Source organism: Amycolatopsis sp. PS_44_ISF1, assembly GCF_032335455.1.
Taxonomy (GTDB): domain Bacteria; phylum Actinomycetota; class Actinomycetes; order Mycobacteriales; family Pseudonocardiaceae; genus Amycolatopsis.
This window is the reverse complement of the sequence record NZ_JANUXO010000002.1, coordinates 277,440-294,237: the sequence shown is the minus strand read 5'-3', so window position 1 is coordinate 294,237 and position 16,798 is coordinate 277,440. Positions and strand designations below refer to the sequence as shown.

At 73.0% G+C, this 16,798-nt stretch carries 12 protein-coding genes; 1 reads left to right on the top strand and 11 read right to left on the bottom strand.

What is annotated here, in order from left to right; translation table 11 throughout:
* The 9 genes from NYF13_RS16105 to NYF13_RS16065 form a co-directional block, all read right to left on the bottom strand.
* On the bottom strand, positions 1-2,316 hold the full coding sequence (locus NYF13_RS16105) for an FAD-dependent oxidoreductase (protein ID WP_315657713.1): 2,316 nt from the start codon (positions 2,314-2,316) through the stop codon (positions 1-3).
* 43 nt (positions 2,317-2,359) lie between these two features.
* The gene (locus NYF13_RS16100; RefSeq protein WP_315657711.1) at positions 2,360-3,907 is read right to left on the bottom strand and encodes an amino acid adenylation domain-containing protein; all 1,548 of its coding nucleotides are present in this window, start codon (positions 3,905-3,907) and stop codon (positions 2,360-2,362) included.
* Positions 3,908-3,977: 70 nt separating this feature from the next.
* Positions 3,978-5,138 (bottom strand): pyridoxal-phosphate dependent enzyme, encoded by a 1,161-nt coding sequence (locus NYF13_RS16095; protein ID WP_315657709.1) that lies wholly within the window; start codon positions 5,136-5,138, stop codon positions 3,978-3,980.
* A 60-nt stretch (positions 5,139-5,198) separates the two neighbouring features.
* Positions 5,199-5,888 carry a hypothetical protein gene (locus NYF13_RS16090; RefSeq protein WP_315657707.1) on the bottom strand — a complete coding sequence of 230 codons (690 nt, stop codon included), beginning with the start codon at positions 5,886-5,888 and terminating at the stop codon, positions 5,199-5,201.
* Positions 5,889-5,979: 91 nt separating this feature from the next.
* Complete coding sequence (locus NYF13_RS16085; RefSeq protein WP_315657705.1) at positions 5,980-10,929, bottom strand: non-ribosomal peptide synthetase; 4,950 nt, start codon at positions 10,927-10,929, stop codon at positions 5,980-5,982.
* 50 nt (positions 10,930-10,979) lie between these two features.
* Positions 10,980-11,183: an MbtH family protein gene (locus NYF13_RS16080; RefSeq protein WP_315657704.1), complete on the bottom strand. Its 204-nt coding sequence runs from the start codon at positions 11,181-11,183 to the stop codon at positions 10,980-10,982.
* Positions 11,184-11,230: 47 nt separating this feature from the next.
* Positions 11,231-12,355, bottom strand: a complete 1,125-nt coding sequence (locus NYF13_RS16075) for a KR domain-containing protein (protein WP_315657702.1) — start codon at positions 12,353-12,355, stop codon at positions 11,231-11,233.
* A gap of 45 nt (positions 12,356-12,400) precedes the next feature.
* Positions 12,401-13,204: an HAD-IIA family hydrolase gene (locus NYF13_RS16070; RefSeq protein WP_315657700.1), complete on the bottom strand. Its 804-nt coding sequence runs from the start codon at positions 13,202-13,204 to the stop codon at positions 12,401-12,403.
* 896 nt (positions 13,205-14,100) lie between these two features.
* Positions 14,101-14,556, bottom strand: coding sequence for a MarR family winged helix-turn-helix transcriptional regulator (locus tag NYF13_RS16065; RefSeq protein ID WP_315657698.1), 456 nt, complete (start codon positions 14,554-14,556; stop codon positions 14,101-14,103).
* Between the two features lie 120 nt (positions 14,557-14,676).
* Between NYF13_RS16065 and NYF13_RS16060 the strand changes: the two genes are divergently transcribed.
* On the top strand, positions 14,677-15,603 hold the full coding sequence (locus tag NYF13_RS16060; RefSeq protein WP_315657696.1) for an alpha/beta hydrolase: 927 nt from the start codon (positions 14,677-14,679) through the stop codon (positions 15,601-15,603).
* A 40-nt stretch (positions 15,604-15,643) separates the two neighbouring features.
* On the opposite strand, the gene NYF13_RS16055 is transcribed toward NYF13_RS16060, so the two are convergent.
* Positions 15,644-15,934: a hypothetical protein gene (locus NYF13_RS16055; protein ID WP_315657694.1), complete on the bottom strand. Its 291-nt coding sequence runs from the start codon at positions 15,932-15,934 to the stop codon at positions 15,644-15,646.
* Between the two features lie 83 nt (positions 15,935-16,017).
* Positions 16,018-16,788, bottom strand: coding sequence for a PRC and DUF2382 domain-containing protein (locus tag NYF13_RS16050; RefSeq protein WP_315657692.1), 771 nt, complete (start codon positions 16,786-16,788; stop codon positions 16,018-16,020).
* Positions 16,789-16,798 lie beyond the last annotated feature (10 nt).

Here is a 16,798-nt window from a genome sequence, read left to right as displayed (position 1 = left end):
TCACTTCCTGAGGGCGGTAGTGTAGCGCGGACGGTCCTCTTGGTCCCGGTGCCCCGTGGCCGCCCCGAACAGGCCGGACTCCGCCAGCAGGGCCGGTACGACCCCGATCTGCGGATCGTCGTGCTCGATCGCCACCGCGCCCCCCGGCCGCAGCAGCCGGCCGGCGGTCGCGATCACCCGGCGGATCACCTCGAGGCCGTCGGCGCCGGAGAAGATGGCCCGGGCCGGGTTGTGCGTCGCGAACTCCGGCGCGAGCTGCGTGCCCTCGGGCACGTACGGCGGATTGGCCAGCACGAGATCGACCTGGCCGCCGAGGTCGCCCAGCAGGTCCGGGTCGGCGACGTCGCCCGCGTGGACGGCCACCGGGGTGTCCCCCGCCGCCGTCCGCATCGCCGCGTTGCGGCGCGCGCACTCCAGGGCCTTCTCGTCCACGTCGACCGCGTGGACCCGGGCGTCGGGGCGGGCGTGGGCCACGGCCAGCGCGACCGCCGCCGATCCCGTGCACAGGTCGACCACGACGGGCTCGCCGATCCCGGCGATTGCCGACAGACCCCACGCCAGCAGGCGTTCGGTGGGGAACAGCGGGGCGAAGACGTCCTCGGTGACCGTGACCACGAGCCCGCCCAGCCGGGCGTACCCGAGGATGTGGCCGATCGGGACCCGCTCGGCCCGCCGGGCCACCAGCGCCCGCACTTCGCGGGCCTCCTCTTCGGACACGCGGCGCTGGGGCTCGTGCGAGCCCAGGACGTGGACCAGCAGCTCATCGGCGTCCTGGCGCGGGTACGGTACGCCGCCGCCGGTCAACGTGCCCACCGCTTCCCGGCGGAGCTGTTCCACCGTTTCCCGCCGGGCGGCGGGCGGGCGGCCGGCCGCCTCGGTGCGGCTGGCCGCGTAGTAGTCGCGCAAACCCTTTTCCAGCACCGGGTTCGTGCGCACCGCCGCCAGCAGTTCCGGTGGCGGCGTGAAGTCCGGGTCCAGGTCCTGGGCCCGCTGCGCGTACGCCTCGCGCAAGTAGTGCTCCATGGTGGCGGGCCAGTAGAGGGGAACGTCCCAATCGGACTCGTAGCCGGTGGCCAGCATGTGCTGGACGGTGGCCTCCACCACCTCCTCCCGGCCGGCCGGCTGCACGGGCGGCCGGACCGGCCGGAACGGCTCGAGGTCGACGGTGGCCTCCTCCTCCAGCAGCAGCGCGGCCATTTCCCGGGCCAGCAACGGGGAGAGCGTCAGCCCGTCCCGGTAGGTGCCGGTCATCATCCACAGGCCGCTCAGGCCCGTCTCGCCGATCAGCGGCATCCCGTCCAGCGACACCGGCCGGTTGCCGACCTGGATCCGGCGGAGGCCGCTGTCGGCCAGACCGCGGCGGACCTGGCGGTTGCCGCAGTCGAGCAGGAAGAGCACGTCCGAGATGAGCGGGGTCTCCCGCGGCTGCATCGAAATGATGTTCGTCGCCCCGACGTAGACCTGCCCGTGCGGGCGCGGGACGACGTGCAGGCCACAGGCGAAGGCCCGGTTGGGCGTGCGGATCACGCTCGGCGGGCCGGTGCCGTCGGCCGTGTCCACCAAGGCCGACACGCCGTAGCCGCTGACCAGCCGGGGAATCCGCACCGCCTGTTCGGGCACGGTGTCCAGCACGTCCTGGGAGAACGCCCCCGCGGCCAGCACGGTCTTGCCGGTGCGCAGGACCGTGCCGGACTCCAGCGCGATCCCCCGCACCCGGCCGTGGGCGTGGTCGACCCGGATCGCGCGCTCGGCGATCAGCACCCCACCGGCCGCCAGGAACGCCTTCTCCAGGCGCAGGACCAGCTCGGTGGCGTTCACCGCGTGCTCGTCGGGCAGGAACATCGCCCGCAGCGGACGGGCCGTGGGTTCGGCGTCCAGCCAGTCGATGGCCTCGGGATCGACGTCCTCGAAGTTCTCGCCGTATTCGACCAGCGAATCGCGGATGGCCCGGTAGTTCCGCGTGTCGAGCTCGGGCAGGCCGACGGCGTTGAGCATCACGAAGGTGCCCTTGGCCGTGAACAGCTCCGCGTCGGTCGAATCGCGGGGTAGCTCGCCCACCCACTCGGGCCACAGCTTGCTCGCCCGGTGGGCCAGCCGGTGCTTGGCCCGGCCGCTCTCGCTGTTCATCAGCTCGGCGGTGACCTCGCCGAAAGCGCCGAGCATCGCGCCCGCGGCCATCGACGCGGCGCCCGGCCGGTGCGGCGGCCCGAGCACGGCCACCCGCACCTGGCGCCGGGCGAGTTCCAGGCCGAGCGAGAGTCCCAGCGAGCCGTTGCCTACCACGACGACTTCGTACGGGTGGTTGCCCCCAGACATCAGCACGTCTCCTTTTCGAGTCGGATCTTCCCGGCCGGGCCGCTCATCGGGGCAGCGCCTCGGCCAGCCGCCGCCGGTCGACCTTGCCGTTCGCCGTGAGCGGGAACTGTTCGAACGCGGTCAGCGAAGCGGGGACCATGTACGCGGGCAGCTTCTCCCGGAGGGCCTGCCAAAGGTCTTCGGTGCCGCCGCCCCGGCCCGTGTACGCGGCGGCCAGCACCGCGTCGCCGCTCGTGGCCGGCCGCGCGAGCACCACGGCGTCGCGCACCCCGGGCTGTTCCCGCAGCACCGCCTCGATCTCGCCGAGCTCGACGCGGTAACCACGCACCTTGACCTGGTGGTCGAGGCGTTCGCAGTAGAGGTAGCCGTCCGCGCCGGCGCGGACCCGGTCACCGGTCCGGTACCAGAGCTCGTCGCCGATCGGGGCCGCCGGATCGGGCGGGACCGCCCGGTGCCCGTCGTAGACCAGGAACCGGCCCTCGTCGTGCGCCGGGTCGAGGTACCCCTCGAACCGTTGCGGCCCCCGGACGCACAGCTCCCCCTCCGCGGCCGGCCGTCCGTCCGCGTCGAGGACGACGTAGTCCAGGGAAGGGAAACCGGGCCCGATGGGCACGGTCCCGTTGGGGGTCCGCGGCCACTGCGCCACCGGCCCGGGCAGCACGTACTCCGCGCAGACGATGGTGAGCTCGGTGGGTCCGTAGGCGTTCTCCACCACTCCGTTCGGCGCCGCCGCGTGCCAGGCTTCGGCCTGCTGGAGCGTGAGCGCCTCGCCGGCGAACACGCTGCGCCGCAACGTGGGCATCGATCCCGGCCGCAGCGGGTCGACCCGTTGGGTCATGGAGATCAGCGACGGCACGGAGAACCAGTGCGTGAGCTCGCGGCGCCGCACGAACCGGGCGGCCGCGAGCAGATCGTTGCGCCCGGGCACCACCAGCGTGGCACCGGAGCCGAACGCGGCGAACGTCGTCAGCACCGAGAGGTCGAAGGTCAGCTCGAACGACTGCAGCACCCGGCATCCCGGTCCGAGTTCGTAGTGCCCGATGCTGTGGTCGAGGCAGGCCGAGACGTTGCGGTGCCGGATGGGCACGCCCTTGGGCTCACCGGTGGAGCCCGAGGTGAACAGGATGTAGGCCAGGTCGTCCGGCCGGGCCGTGCGGGCGGGCGGCGCGCTCCCGCCGGCGGCCCGGGGGCCCGCCGGATCGGCGGGGTCCACGGCCAGCACCCGGGTGGCCGGGCCGGCGCCGATCTCCTCGCGTTCGGCCAGCACCAGGTCCAGACCGGCGGCCCGGATGATCGCCGCGGTGCGGGCGGCGGGGAAGGCCGGGTTGAGCGGCACGACCGTGGCACCGATGCGCAGGACGGCCAGGTAGCCGGCGTAGGCGAGCACCGTGTTGGCCGCGGCCAGCAGGCCGACGCGCCGGGGGGCGGCGCCGTCCGGGGCGGCCGTCAGCCGGGCGGCGAGGTGCTCGGCCAGAGCTTCGAGTTCCGCGTAACCGAGCACCCGGTCCGCGATCTCCAGCGCGGGCCGGTCCGGGTGACGCTTCGCCGACGCGGCGAACCACTCGTACAAAGGAATGCTTTTGGTGTCCATGGCAGCGGCTTGGCCCCTCCGAACGGTCTTCTTCGTCCTCTCGCGGCCGGGAACGGCCGCGGGTAGCGGGCTAGGGCAACTGGTTCTGCGGCCGGGAGCCGCTCACGATCATGACGACGCGGTCGTCCGCGGACAGGCGGCCGGACTCGGCGGCCTGGCGCAGCCCGCCCCAGCAGATGAAGGCCGACTTCTCCAGCTCGTAGGCCAGCGGGATGCCCAGCTCGGCGCAGGCGTCGATCAGCGCCGGGGCCTCCGCCTCCACCCGCGAGGGCTCCACCGGGTCGATGCACGCACCGGTCTCCGCCACCAGCCGGCGGACCAGCGGCAACGTGCGGTTCGGATTCGTCGACTGGAGCGTGGGCTCGAACGCGTCCTCCGGCGCCACCATGTCACCCAGGTCGATCTCGTCGCGGCCGTCCCGCAGCGCCGCGCCCAGCAGCCCGGCGTCCGCCGCCTGGAACAGGTGGTAGGTGTACTCGCCCGGCGCGGTCAGTCCCGCGGCCCGGGCGCGGCGGATGCCGCGCTCGAAGCCGAGCGGGCCGTAGCCGCTGGCGATCGTCACCGCGATGAGGGTGGCGTCGGGGCACCGCTCGGCGATGGCCAGCCCCACCGGCACCTTGCCCTCGATCTTCCACTGGCTCGGGGTCAGCCGGAACGCACCGTGTTCCTTGCTGTGCGCGATGGCCGCGTCGGCCGCGTTCACCATGTTGCCCGGCACGGCCACCACCCGCGACTTGCCCATGGCGGTGGTCGGGCACTTGTACGCGGAGGGCTGCGGCACGAAGGCCGTGCACGCCACGCCCAGCCGTTCCATGTAGTACTGGTAGGACCGCGCCGTGTTGCCGGAGCTGTGCATGCACACCGAGGACAACCCCCACTCGACGCACTTGGCCGCCAGGAGCACCCCCTCGTTGTCCTTGAACGTGCCGGTGTCGTTGAGGGTCTGCGGCATCAGCCGGACGGACGCGACCCCGAGGGCGGCGGCGAGCTGCGGGCTTTCCACCGGGATCAGCGCTTTCTCGCTGCTGCGCAGATCGTCCGGTGCGGACACCGGCAGGAGCGCGGCGTACCGGCCGACGCCCGGCGTGTCGGTCACCGCGTCCGCCCAGCTCCGGACTTCGGGCAGGGATTCGGTCAGCGCCCCGTCGCACCGGGTGCACCGCCATTCGCTGGGGCCGTCGACGGAGCCGGACTCGGGCCGCTCGGAACAGTTCTCGCAGATCAGCTTCATGGGTTTCTTTCTCGGTCGTCGAGATGAGCGTTCTCCACCCCCGAAGGGCGGAAAAGGCGCTCAGCGGGCGTCGGAGGCGTGCCGGGAAAGCCGGAGGATTTCGGTGACCCGCTCGGTCACCGAGTCCGGGTCGTCGTGCCGGTCCGCGAGGGCGGCGCCGCCCATGGTGAAGCCCCAGGCGCCCGCGCCGGCGATATCGGCGATCTGCTGCGCGTCGCGCACCCCTCCGGCGATGAGCAGCGGCACGGCCGAGGCCTCGGCCGTGCGCTTCATCAGCAGCGTGGGGTCGTGGGCGGACTGCCGGTAGGGCATGAGGACCAGTCCCCGCACCCCGTCCGTCCCGCTCAGCCGCTCCGCCTCGGCCGCCAGCTCGCCGGGCGAGCCGGTGAGCACCAGCGGGCTGCCCGACAGCGAACCGACGAACGGCCAGTACTCGGGTTTCCCGCTGCCCGCGAACTCCTGCGCCACCTCCGGCCGCCACGTCCCGACCACGCGGTCCACGCCGAGGTCCAGCGCGAACCGGTAGCCGCGTTCCTGCCCGGCGTCGCTCGTGTCGGCCAGCTCCAGCAGGACCGACCGGCCGTCCGCGTGCGCGGCCTCGGTCAGGTCCTCGGCCAGGTGCGGATCGATGCCCACGTCCTTGAACGCGAGGGTCCGGAGCCCGTCGGCCGAGAGCTTCTCGTACACGGTGACCGCGTCCGGAATGGTCACGTCCTTTTCGGTCAGCATCAGCACAAAGTTCAACGCCACATTCTCACATCCTAATGATGCACGAGGGAGGTCCATCTGCGGTCAGCCGCGGTCCTGCGTTCGTTCTTCCACCCCGATCCCGGTGGCCGGTTCACTTCGGATCCGCCCGTTCGCGGAGTTCCTTCGCCATCCCGTGCGGGGTCGGGCTGCCGAACAGCACCGGCAGCGGCAGGTCCACCGCGAATTCCCGGTTGATCCGGGTGATCAGCCGGACGGCGAGCAGCGAATGCCCGCCGCTTTTGAAGAAATGGCTGTGCACACCCAGGCTTCGATCGCCGAGCAGCTCCGACCACAGGGCGGTCAGCCGGCTCTCGATTTCGTCGCCGGGCGCTGCGGCCGGTCCTGCGCCGGAGCCGGCGGGCGACGCCTCCGGCAGCGCGGACCGGTCCACCTTGCCGTTCCTGGTCATCGGGAACGCGTCGAGCCGGAGGAGGGCCGCGGGGACCATGTACTCCGGCAGCCGGGTGGCCAGGGCCCGCAGGACGTCTTCCTCGGTCACCGCCGGAGGAGCCGCGAAGTACGCGGCGATGCGCTGGCCCCCGGCGGCACCGTCCTGCAGCATCGCCACGCAGGCGGTGACACCCGGCTCACGCAGGATCGCTTCTTCGATCTCCCCGAGCTCGATCCGGTACCCCCGCACCTTGACCTGGTTGTCGCGGCGCCCGATGAACTCCAGGGCGCCGGTCGAGGTGTGCCGGACGATGTCGCCGGTGCGGTACAGCCGGCGCCCGGGCCGGCCGGTGAACGCGTCGGGGACGAAGCGCTCGGCGGTGAGCGCCGGCCGGTTGTGGTAGCCCCGCGCGATGCGGCCGCCGCCGATGACCAGTTCCCCGGCCACGCCCCGCGGCACCGGCTCACCGGACGCGTCGACCACGAAGGCGTCGTACCCCGGGAGCGGGACGCCGATGCTCAACGGCTCCGCCGGGTCGATGATCGTCATGGTGGCGGCGTGGGTCTCGGTCGGGCCGTACAGGTTGTAGGCCGGCCAGGGGCCGTCGCCGAGCGCGCGCCACAGCTTCTCGCTGACGGCCTCGCCGATGACGAGCAGCTTCGTCCGGGCCGGGATGGCGCCCAGCACGCCCAGGCTCGTCGCCATGTCGAGCTGGGACGGGGTGACGTCCATCAGGTCGATGTCGTGGCGGATCAGCAGGTCGACGAGCAGCCGCGGATCGCGCCGCACGTCCTCGGGCACGATCACCAGGCTCGCTCCGCCCGCCATCCAGCCGAACTGGATGACGTGGCCGTCGAAGAAGACCGGGGAGTTGAGCGCGACCGCCTCCGGGCGGGGGCCGGCGCCGATGATCTCCTCTGCCAGGGACACGGTGAGCCAGTGGATCCCCCGGTGGCTCATCGCGACGGCCTTGGGCAGTCCGGTGGAGCCGGAGGTGTAGATGAGGTAGGCGAGGTCGTCGTGGTGCCCGCCGACCGCCGGGCGATCGGCCGGGTACGGGCGCCAGGTGTCTTCGTCGTCGAGGCGGAGCACCGGGCCCCGGCCCTCGACCTGGGCCGCGCAGTGCCGGTCGGTCAGCACCGCGGCGCTGGCCGCGTCTTCGAGCATGTAGTGGATCCGCGCGGGCGGCAGCGCGGGGTCGAGGGGCAGGTAGGCGGCGCCCGACTTCAGGATGCCGAGCACCCCGGCGACCAAGTGCGCGGACCGCCCGGTGCACAGCGCCACCACCCGCCCGGGTCCGACGCCCTGCTCGCGCAGCCTCCAGGCGACGCGGTTGGCCCGTTCGTCCAGCTCGCGGTAGGTCCACGCGAGGTCCCCGGACCGGACGGCGATCCCGTCCGGGGTCCGGTCCACCTGCGACTCGAAGTCCTCGTGCAGCCCGGAGTGCTCCGGCCACGCCGGCTCCGGTGCGGTGCCGGCCGCGAGGATCCCGGCGCGCTCGGCCGCGGGCAGCAGGTCCACCCGGGACAGGCGCAGCACCGCCGGATCGTGCCGGGTCATCGAGTCGAGGACGGTGAGGTAGTGGCCGATCATCCGGCCGACGGTCGCGGCGTCGAACAGGTCCGAGGCGTAGGTGAAGCCGCCGGCGACGCCACCGGGTCCGTCGACCAGGTCGACCACCAGGTCGCACACGGCGAAACCGTTCTCCAGCCGGGAGAACTCGAGGCCCACGTCGTGCAGGGCCTCGACCCGCGACCCCGCGACGTCGAACCCGAACAGCACCTGGACCACCGGCGACCGGCTCAAGTCGCGCGAGGGCCGCAACTGCTCCACGACCCGTTCGAACGGCACGTCCTGGTTGGCGTACGCCCCGAGGCAGGTCTCCCGCACCCGGTCCAGCAGCTCCGACACGGTGGGGTCGCCGCCCAGGTCGGTGCGCAACGCCAAGGTGTTGACGAGGAACCCGATCACCGGCTCCAGCTCGACCCGGTTGCGGTTGGCGACGGGCGTGCCCACCACGACGTCCGTGACCCCGGTGTGGCGGGCGAGCAGCACCTCGAACCCGGCGAGCAGGGTCATGAAGAGGGTGACGCCCCGGCGGCGGCCGAGGCGGCGGAGCCGGTCCACCAGATCCGCCGGGACCAGCACCGGCGCGAACCCGCCCCGATGGGTCTGCACGGCCGGGCGGGGCCGGTCCGCCGGGAGGTTCAGCGCGGCCGGGGCGCCGGCCAGGCGGTCCCGCCAGTACCCGAGCTGCTCGGCGGCCGGGCCGCCGGCCAGCCAGTCCCGCTGCCAGGCGGCGAAATCGGTGCTCTGCAACGGCATCGCCGGACGGTCCGGCGCGGACCGGTGCACCCGGGCCCGGTAGCAGCGGGCCAGTTCCCGGGTCAGCACGGTGGCGGACCAGCCGTCGAAGACGAGGTGGTGGACGGTCAGCACGAGGAGGTGCTCGTCCGCGCCGACGCCCAGCAGCCGGGCGCGGATCAGGGGTCCCGTGGCCAGGTCGAACGGGGTGCGCACCACCTCGTCCACGAGCGCCCGCACGGCGTCCGCGGACCGGCCCCGCAGGTCGTGGAACTCCCACGGCAGGTCGATCCGCTCCAGGACGCGCTGCTCCGGGCGCTCACCGCGGGTGGGGAAGACGGTGCGCAGGGCGTCGTGACGATCGACCACATCGGACAGTGCGGCCCGCAGCGCGGCCGGGTCCAGCGCGCCCCGGAGCCGGTACTCCACGGCGGTGGTGTAGGTGGTGGTTCCCGGGCGCAGTTGCTCGAGGAACCACAACCGCTCCTGGGCCGGCGACAGGGCCAGGGGGCCTTCGCGTTCGACGGGACGGATCGGCGGCCACGGCGTGGTGCACCGGGACTCGCGCACCTTCGCGGCCAGGCCGGCGACCGTCCGGCCTTCGAACACGTCCTGCGGCTTCAGCGCCGCGGCCAGGGCCCGGCCCACCCGCGCCACCAGCCGGGTGACCAGGAGCGAGTGCCCGCCCAGGTCGAAGAAGTCGTCGTGGGCACCGACCCGGGCCAGGTCGACGCCCAGGACTTCGGCGACGAGCTCCGCGAGGAGCTGCTCCACCGGGTCCCGCGGGCCGATCCGGTCCGCACCGGCCGCGGCCGGCTCCGGCACCGGAAGCGCCGCGCGGTCGAGCTTGCCGCTGGAGGTCAGCGGGAGCTTGTCCAAGCCGACGATCACCGACGGCACCATGTAGTCCGGCAGGCGGGCGCTCAGCGCGTCGCGCAGCCCCCGGGGGTCCGCGGCCGGGGTGACGTAGCCGATCAGCCGGGTCCCGCCGGTCGGGTCCGGGACCGCGGTCACCGCGGCGGCGGTGACCCCGTCCAGCCCGGTCAGGGCCGCTTCGATCTCCCCGGGTTCGATGCGGAAGCCACGCAGCTTGACCTGGCGGTCGAGGCGGCCGAGGAACTCCAGGTCCCCCGTCGCCCGCCGGCGGACGAGGTCGCCGGTGCGGTAGAGCCGGGCGCCCGGGGAGCCGAACGGGTCCGGGATGAACCGTTCGGCGGTCAGTCCCGGCCGGCCGAGGTAGCCGCGCGTGACCCCGGCCCCGCCGATCAGCAGCTCCCCGGGCACGCCGGGAGGGACCGGGTTCAGCGCCTGGTCCACCACGTGCGCGCTGGTGCCGCGGATCGGCGAACCGATGGGCAGCGGCCCCGGCTCCCGGTGGGCGGAAGCGTGGTAGCAGGTCGAATTGACGCAGGTCTCGGTCGGGCCGTAGAAGTTGGCCACCAGGATGCCGGGGACCTGCGCCCGGCACTCGGCGACCTGGGCGGGGTCGAGCGCTTCTCCCCCGCACATCAGCCAGCGCAGGCCCGTTCCGGCCAGGGCCCGCGCGGCGAGGGCTTCGCGCAGCACCGGCGGCGTCACCCCGATCACCTCGATCCGCTCGTCGATGATCAGCTTCCGCAGCTCGTCCAGGTCGATCCCGGTCCGGCTCGGGGTGAGCACGACCGTGCCGCCGGAGGTCAGCGGGGCGTAGATCTCGAGGTTCGAGGCGTCGAAGCTCAGCGACATGCGGTGCAGGAACTTCAGCCGGCGGCCCTGCCAGAGGTCGGACACGGCCCAGACGGTGTGGTTGACGATCGCGCGGTGGGGAACCATGACGGCCTTGGGCCGGCCGGTGGAACCCGAGGTGTAGATGAGGTAGGCCAGACCGCCGGGGTCGACCGCGACGCCCGGGCGGCCGCCGGAGGGCCGGGTCCAGGTCTCCGCGTCGTCCAGGACGAGCGTGTCCAGGTGGCTGACCGGCGCGGCGGTGGTGTGGTCGGCGAGCCGGACCGCGGCGCCGGAGTCTTCGAGCATGTGCTCGATGCGGGCGGCGGGCAGCGCCGGGTCGAGGGGCAGGTAGGCGGCCCCGGCTTTCAGGACGCCGAGCATCCCCGCGAACGCCGCCGGCGAACGCCGGGTGTGCAGCGCGACGATGTGCTCCGGCCCGACCCCCTTCTCCAGCAGGCGCCACGCGATCCGGTCGGCCCGGTCGTCGAGCTGCCGGTAGGTCCACGCCTCGGTGCCCAGGACCAGCGCGGTGCCTTCGGGCGTGCGGTCGGCCTGGGCTTCGAACAGTTCGTGGAGACAGGCGCGGTCCACTTCGGCCGGGAACACCTGGTGCACGGTGGAATCCTCAACGCTGCTCAAGTCTTGCCCCCATCGGATCGCGGCCGGAGCTTCCCGGACGAAGGTTCGGCTCAGGCGCCCCGGCGCGCGCTCAGCGGCCGCAGGTCGGTCCAGGCCTGTTCGATGTAGCGGAGGCAGTCCGCCTGGGGGCCGGGCTCCCCGACGGCCCGCCAGCCGGCGGGGACCTCCCGGTCCTCGGGCCAGGTGCTGTACTGCTCCTCGTCGTTGACGACCACACGGTGGGGTGTGGCCGGGCCCGCGTCGTCCTCCGGCATGGTGGCTCCTCCCAGGGTTCGGATGGCGGTGCATGTGGTCTGAACCATTAGCTCAGCCGGCGGTCGAGGCGCCCGGCCCGCTCCGCCAGCCCGGCGACCGGGAGCGGTTCGGCGAGCCCGGGGTCCACGCCGGCGACCGCGGCCCGGGCCGCCGCGGTGAAGTGCACGGTGCCGTCGTCGTCGATGCGTTCCACCCCGTCGGCGCGCGCCTGCGCCTCGTTGAACGCGATCGCCTCGGCTCGATCGGCTCCGGGCGGGAGGTCGAGGGTGATCGCCCCGGTTCCGAGGCGGCGGTCGATCCGCACCGGGTACCCGCCGGGCAGTCCGCCGGGGGCCGCGGTCGAGCAGCGCAGGGGGGCCGCGCCGGGCAGGAGAGCGCACAGCACCGGCATCGAGGCGGCGGCCGTGAGCTCGTTGCAGCGCGGGGAAAGCGGGACCGCCGGAGCCCGGTAGGCGAGTTCGTCCGCGCGCCGGCCGTCTTCACCCAGGAAGACCCGGCAGCGGTCGGCGGGGTCGGCCGGTTCGCGGGAGAGCATCACGCCGAGCAGCCGGGAGTGGTGGCCGAGCACGCGGACGAGCGGGGCCTCCGGGCCCGGCCCGGCGGCGCGCAGGGCGGCGCGCACCCGGAACTCGATCATCGCGGCGTTGCCGAGCCCGAGGGCCGGGGCCAGCCCGAGGCGGGCGAGCACCGGACCGGTCACGTCGGGGAACGAGAGGTTCGCGACCGGCCCGGTGCAACCGGCGTCCCGGGCGGCTCGCATGACGGCCAGCGGGATCGGGAGCTGGTAGGGCAACTGCAGCGCCAGACCGCCCCCGCGGACGGCCGCGGCCGCCGCGTCCTCCCGCCCGGACAGCGTCCAGGGCCCCCGCACGGCCGCGCACTGCACGACCAGGTCGGGCCGGGTGCGGGCGAGAAGGTCGGCGACTTCGTCCGGCCGGGTCGCGTTCACCACGACCGGTTCGACCGAGCACGCGGAGAGGCTGGCGGCCGTGCCGGCAATGGCTTCGACCGTCCCGGCGGACCGCCCGGCCAGCACCAGGCGCCGCACGCGCCCGCTGTCGGCCCAGCGGTACGCGAGCCGCTCCCCCAGGTTGCCCATCCCGATGACCAGCACGGTGCTCTCGGGAGCGGGTCCGGGGAATTTCGGTCCGGGGAATTTCGAGGAGGCCATGGGTTCAGGTGCCGTTCTGCCCGGGAGCCACTGCCCTGCGCCGGATCACGAGACCGCGGATTCGGCGAGCAGGTGCGTGATGCTCTCACCGACGTGGGTGGGCCGGACGTGCGCTCGGGCCATCGCGGCCCGGTCCGTCACGCCGGTCAGTACCAGCAGCGTGTCGAACCCGGCCCGGAGCCCGCCTTCGATGTCGGTGTCCAGCCGATCCCCGATCACCAGGGGTTTCCGGGCGTCGAAGAGCTCGGCCTGCTGCCGGAACATGGTCGGTTCGGGTTTGCCGGCCGACAGGTCCGGCCGGCGGCCGGTGGTGGTGGTGAGCACCGCCATGAGCGCGCCGTTGCCCGGGACCACCCCGCGTTCGGCGGGCCAGGTGTCGTCCAGGTTGGTCGCCACCCACAGGGTTTCGGGGCGGTGCAGGACGAGTGCGGCTTCCGCGAGCACGGGCCAGCCGATCGCGGGGTCGAAACCCTGCACCACGGCCTGCGGTTCGTCGTCCGCGGAGTCGACGGGCCTCAGCCCGGCGGCGGCCACCTCGTCCCACAGGGCGCCCGAGCCGACGACGAGGACCGCTGCGCCGGGCGGGAGGCGGTGGGCCAGCGCGGCCGCGGCGATCGCGGAAGGCGTCGTCACTTCGTCGGCCCGGGCTCCGATACCGGCGTCGTTCAGCATTTCCGCGACCTCGCCGGGGCGGCGGCGCGGGCTGTTGGTGGTGAACCGCAGCGGCACCCCCTTGGCCCGGATGGCGGCGATCGTCTCCGCCGCGCCCGGAATGGGCTGCCGGCCGAGCACGAGGACACCGTCGACGTCCAGCAGGATCAGATCGTGACGGTCGAGGAGGCGGCTCACCCGGCCGCCCCCGCTCCAGCCGGGGTGCTCCGGGAAAGAGCCGGACCCATCTCGCCCCACGATTGCGGTCCCCGCCGGAAAACGGCACGAAGGCACAAAAAATTCAACCCGACCCCCATTGATGCCGGTGGAGAAAAAACGCGATACCCGAATTCGGGCTCACGCAACCCCTGTTTCGAGGCCCGTGCTGCGGAATCTTTTCCGACCATACATCGAGCATTAGCGCCGGACAACTCTGCGATCCGCCCGGGAATTTCGCCGTCCGAGATCATTTTTTGCCGTCGCGAAATCCCGGTTCGACGAAGGCGAACCGGCGCACCGAGAAGAGCCGACCGGACGCCGGAACACGCCCGGGACCGCGCGACCGCGAACCGGATCCGGTAAGACCCGGCTCACCCGGCTTTCCACGTCTCACCAGCGGAAATGCCCGCGCGAAAGCCGTCCGCGCTCGCCCTGAACCCCTACGCCAGCGCGCAGGGACCGTCAGCGGTTTCGCTGATCATTCACCCCGGCGCCGGGTCAGCACCGGCCACCGCGCGTTCCCGCCCGGCCCGGCGCCGGGACCATAGTCGGCACCGCCCCGGCAGTCAACGGAACATTCAGGTGGGATCTTTTCCTCACCGCGGACATGAACGCTGTTTCCCCAGTATCCACCACAGCACCCCAGATATTTCAGTCCGGTAGACGGAAGTACATCTGGCCGTCGACTCTATAGGCAAGCGGACCTCCTATCAAGCGAGCGCACACACCCGGTTCCGTTTTCACCCACGTTCGCAGCACCGGACCACCGGCCGCCCACCCCGCACCCCGCCCGGCCACCGCGCGCAGGTCCGCGGCCCCGATGAGGCGCACCTCGGCTCGATGCGAGTCCCGTTCGCGCCCACGGACCGGTGTCGCTAGTCCGCGCCGTCCACCGGACCCGAGGCGCGTGTTCCGGCCGCGCCGCGCAGCAGCGACAACGACTTCGCGAACCGAGCCGCCGGTGCGTCACCGAGGGGGTCGATCAGCCACCGCGCGATTTCCCCGTCGACCACATCCCTCCCCGCGGCCAGCCGGTCCAGTCCGGCCGAGGTGAGTTCGAGCAGGGAAGACCGGCGATTGGCCGGGTTCGGCCGGCGCAGGAGAAGTCCCTGAGCCTCGAACCGGTCCACCGCCTGGCTGGCTCCGCCGACGGTGATCGCCAGCGCGACCGCCAGGTCGTGGACGCGGCAAGCGCTCGCCCGGTCGACCACCGTCAGCGCGTTGAACGCGCCGAGGCCGATCCCGCACCGGTCGAGCAGCGCCGCGTCGAGGGCGTTCCACATCATGGTCTCCAGCCGGACCAGGTCGTCGAAGACCTCCCAGTGCCGCACGGCGTGCCTCCTCGAGCGATCGTGGTGGCCCTCACTCTAGCCGGTAGGTTGTCAGCCCTAAAGTAATTAGTGCTAATGTACTTACCGTTGATGATCGCCGCAGCCACCAGGAGTGACGACATGTCCCTACCCCAGCGCACCGCCGTCGATACGCTTCTGCGCCACGCGCCCATCGATTTCAGCGGCGACGTCGCGGAGCAACGCGTGGTGCTGGACCGCGTGCTCACCGCCCAGCCCCGGCCGGCCGACGTGGTTGTCACCCCGCTCACGCTGGGCGACGTGCCGGCCCTGGCCGTCGAGATCGACGGGCAGGCGCCGAGCGGCACCGTCCTGTACTTCCACGGCGGCGTCTTCGCGCTCGGATCGGCGCACGCCTCGGTCGGGCTGACGGCCGAACTGGCCCGGCGGGCCGGCCTGCGGGTCGTCACCGTGGACTACCGGCTCGCCCCGGAACACCCCTACCCGGCCGCGCCGGATGATGCGCTGAGCGCCTACCGGGCTCTGCTGGAACTCGAAGGCGGCCCCGGATCCCTCGCCATCGCCGGTGAATCGGCCGGGGGGAACCTGGCCGCGGTGACGCTGGTCAACATCCGCGACGCCGGGCTGCCCCTGCCCTCGGCGGGACTGCTGCTGTCCCCCTGGGCCGACCTGGGCGTCACCGGGGAAAGCGTCAAAAGCAAAGCGGCCGTCGATCCCGCTCTGACCGCCGACGCCCTACGGGTCCGGGCTCGCGATTACCTGCGGACAACCGACCCGGAATCGCCGGCCGCCAGCCCCATCCACGCCGATCTCCGCGGCCTGCCCCCGCTGCTGATCCAAGCCGGCACCCACGAAATCCTGCTCGACGACGCGGTGCGCCTGGCCGCCCGAGCCGCCGCCGACGACGTCAGCGTGACGCTCGACGTCACGGCCGAAGTGCCGCACGTGTTCCAGGCTTTCGCCGCAATGCTGGACGAAGGGGCCGCCGCGCTCGACCGAGCCGCCGCTTTCCTGCGCGACCGCCTCCGCGAGCCCGCCGCCCCTGCAGCGGCACCGCAGAACCCCTGACCCGAACCGGCAGAGTCCACTCAGGACACCGTTGCCGAATTCACGCCCGCGACTGCCAGACCGAGATTTCCTCGTCGGTGGGGATACCCACGCGCACCGGGTGGCGGTGTTCGGCACTCATGGCCCACCGCCAGGTCAAGGGCGTGGTGTGGCCGACCTCGCCGCACCGGCGGGCCCAGACCCAGCCGTGCTGGAAACGGGCCAGGAACCAGCGTGGGGCGCCGGTTTCGTCGCGCTGGACCAGGAGCCGGATCTGCGGGCCGGGCTCGCAGTCCCCGGTGCTCCACCCCTGAAGGCCGGCCGAAGCGATGGCGGCGTTGGCGATGGGCATGACATGGCCTCGTTTCCCGGTGGTGGCGGTACGGCACCGAGGCGGGAGCAGGCCCGAAGACCCGCCCCCGCCTCGGATTCCGGTCAGCGGCGGGTGTCGTCGGTGACGTCCACCTGCTCCTTGCGGACCTCGCCGCGCACCGTGTGCTCTTCGGTCACCTGCTGCTTGTTCAGGCGGATCTTCTCCACCGGCACCGTTTCGGTGCGCACCACCGGCTTCTCGGCGTACAGGGTCACGTCCTGCTCGGCCTCCTCGATGCGGCCCTGCCCCGGGGCACCGTTCTCGATCGGCTCGCGCTGTACACGGACTTCCTCGTGCCGCAGCGGAACCTTCGCTTCCTGCTGCTCGGTGACGACGTACTTGCGCAGCCGCACCCGTCCGGTCGGCACCGCCTCGGTGCCCACCCTCATCCGCTCCTCGGAACGAACGACCTCGGCCTGGTCGCCGCGACCGGCGCGCCGGTCGTCCCGCCCGCCGCGCCGGTCCGCCGCGGGGGCGGCGGTGGCGCGATCCCGGCGCTCGGCCCGCGGCGGGCCGGCCTGCTGCTGAAGGCCGTAGTAGCGGTAGAGCTCGTCGTTCTGCTCGGGCGACAGGTGCCCGTCCGCGTCGACGCGCGGTGCGTCGGACACCTTTTCCTTGGCCACCGCGGTCACGACCTCGTGCTCCCGCAGATCCGCCCCGCCCAGCGGGACGAAGCTCTCCTTGAGGCCGAACAAGCCGGTCTTGACCGTCACCCACTCCGGGTGGCCGGTCTCGTCGGAGAGGTAGACCGAACCGATCTTCCCGAGCTTTTCGCCGTGGCGGTCCACCGCGGTGCTGCCGATGAGCTGCTCGGGATCGAGGGTGCGGGCCATGGGACTGGTT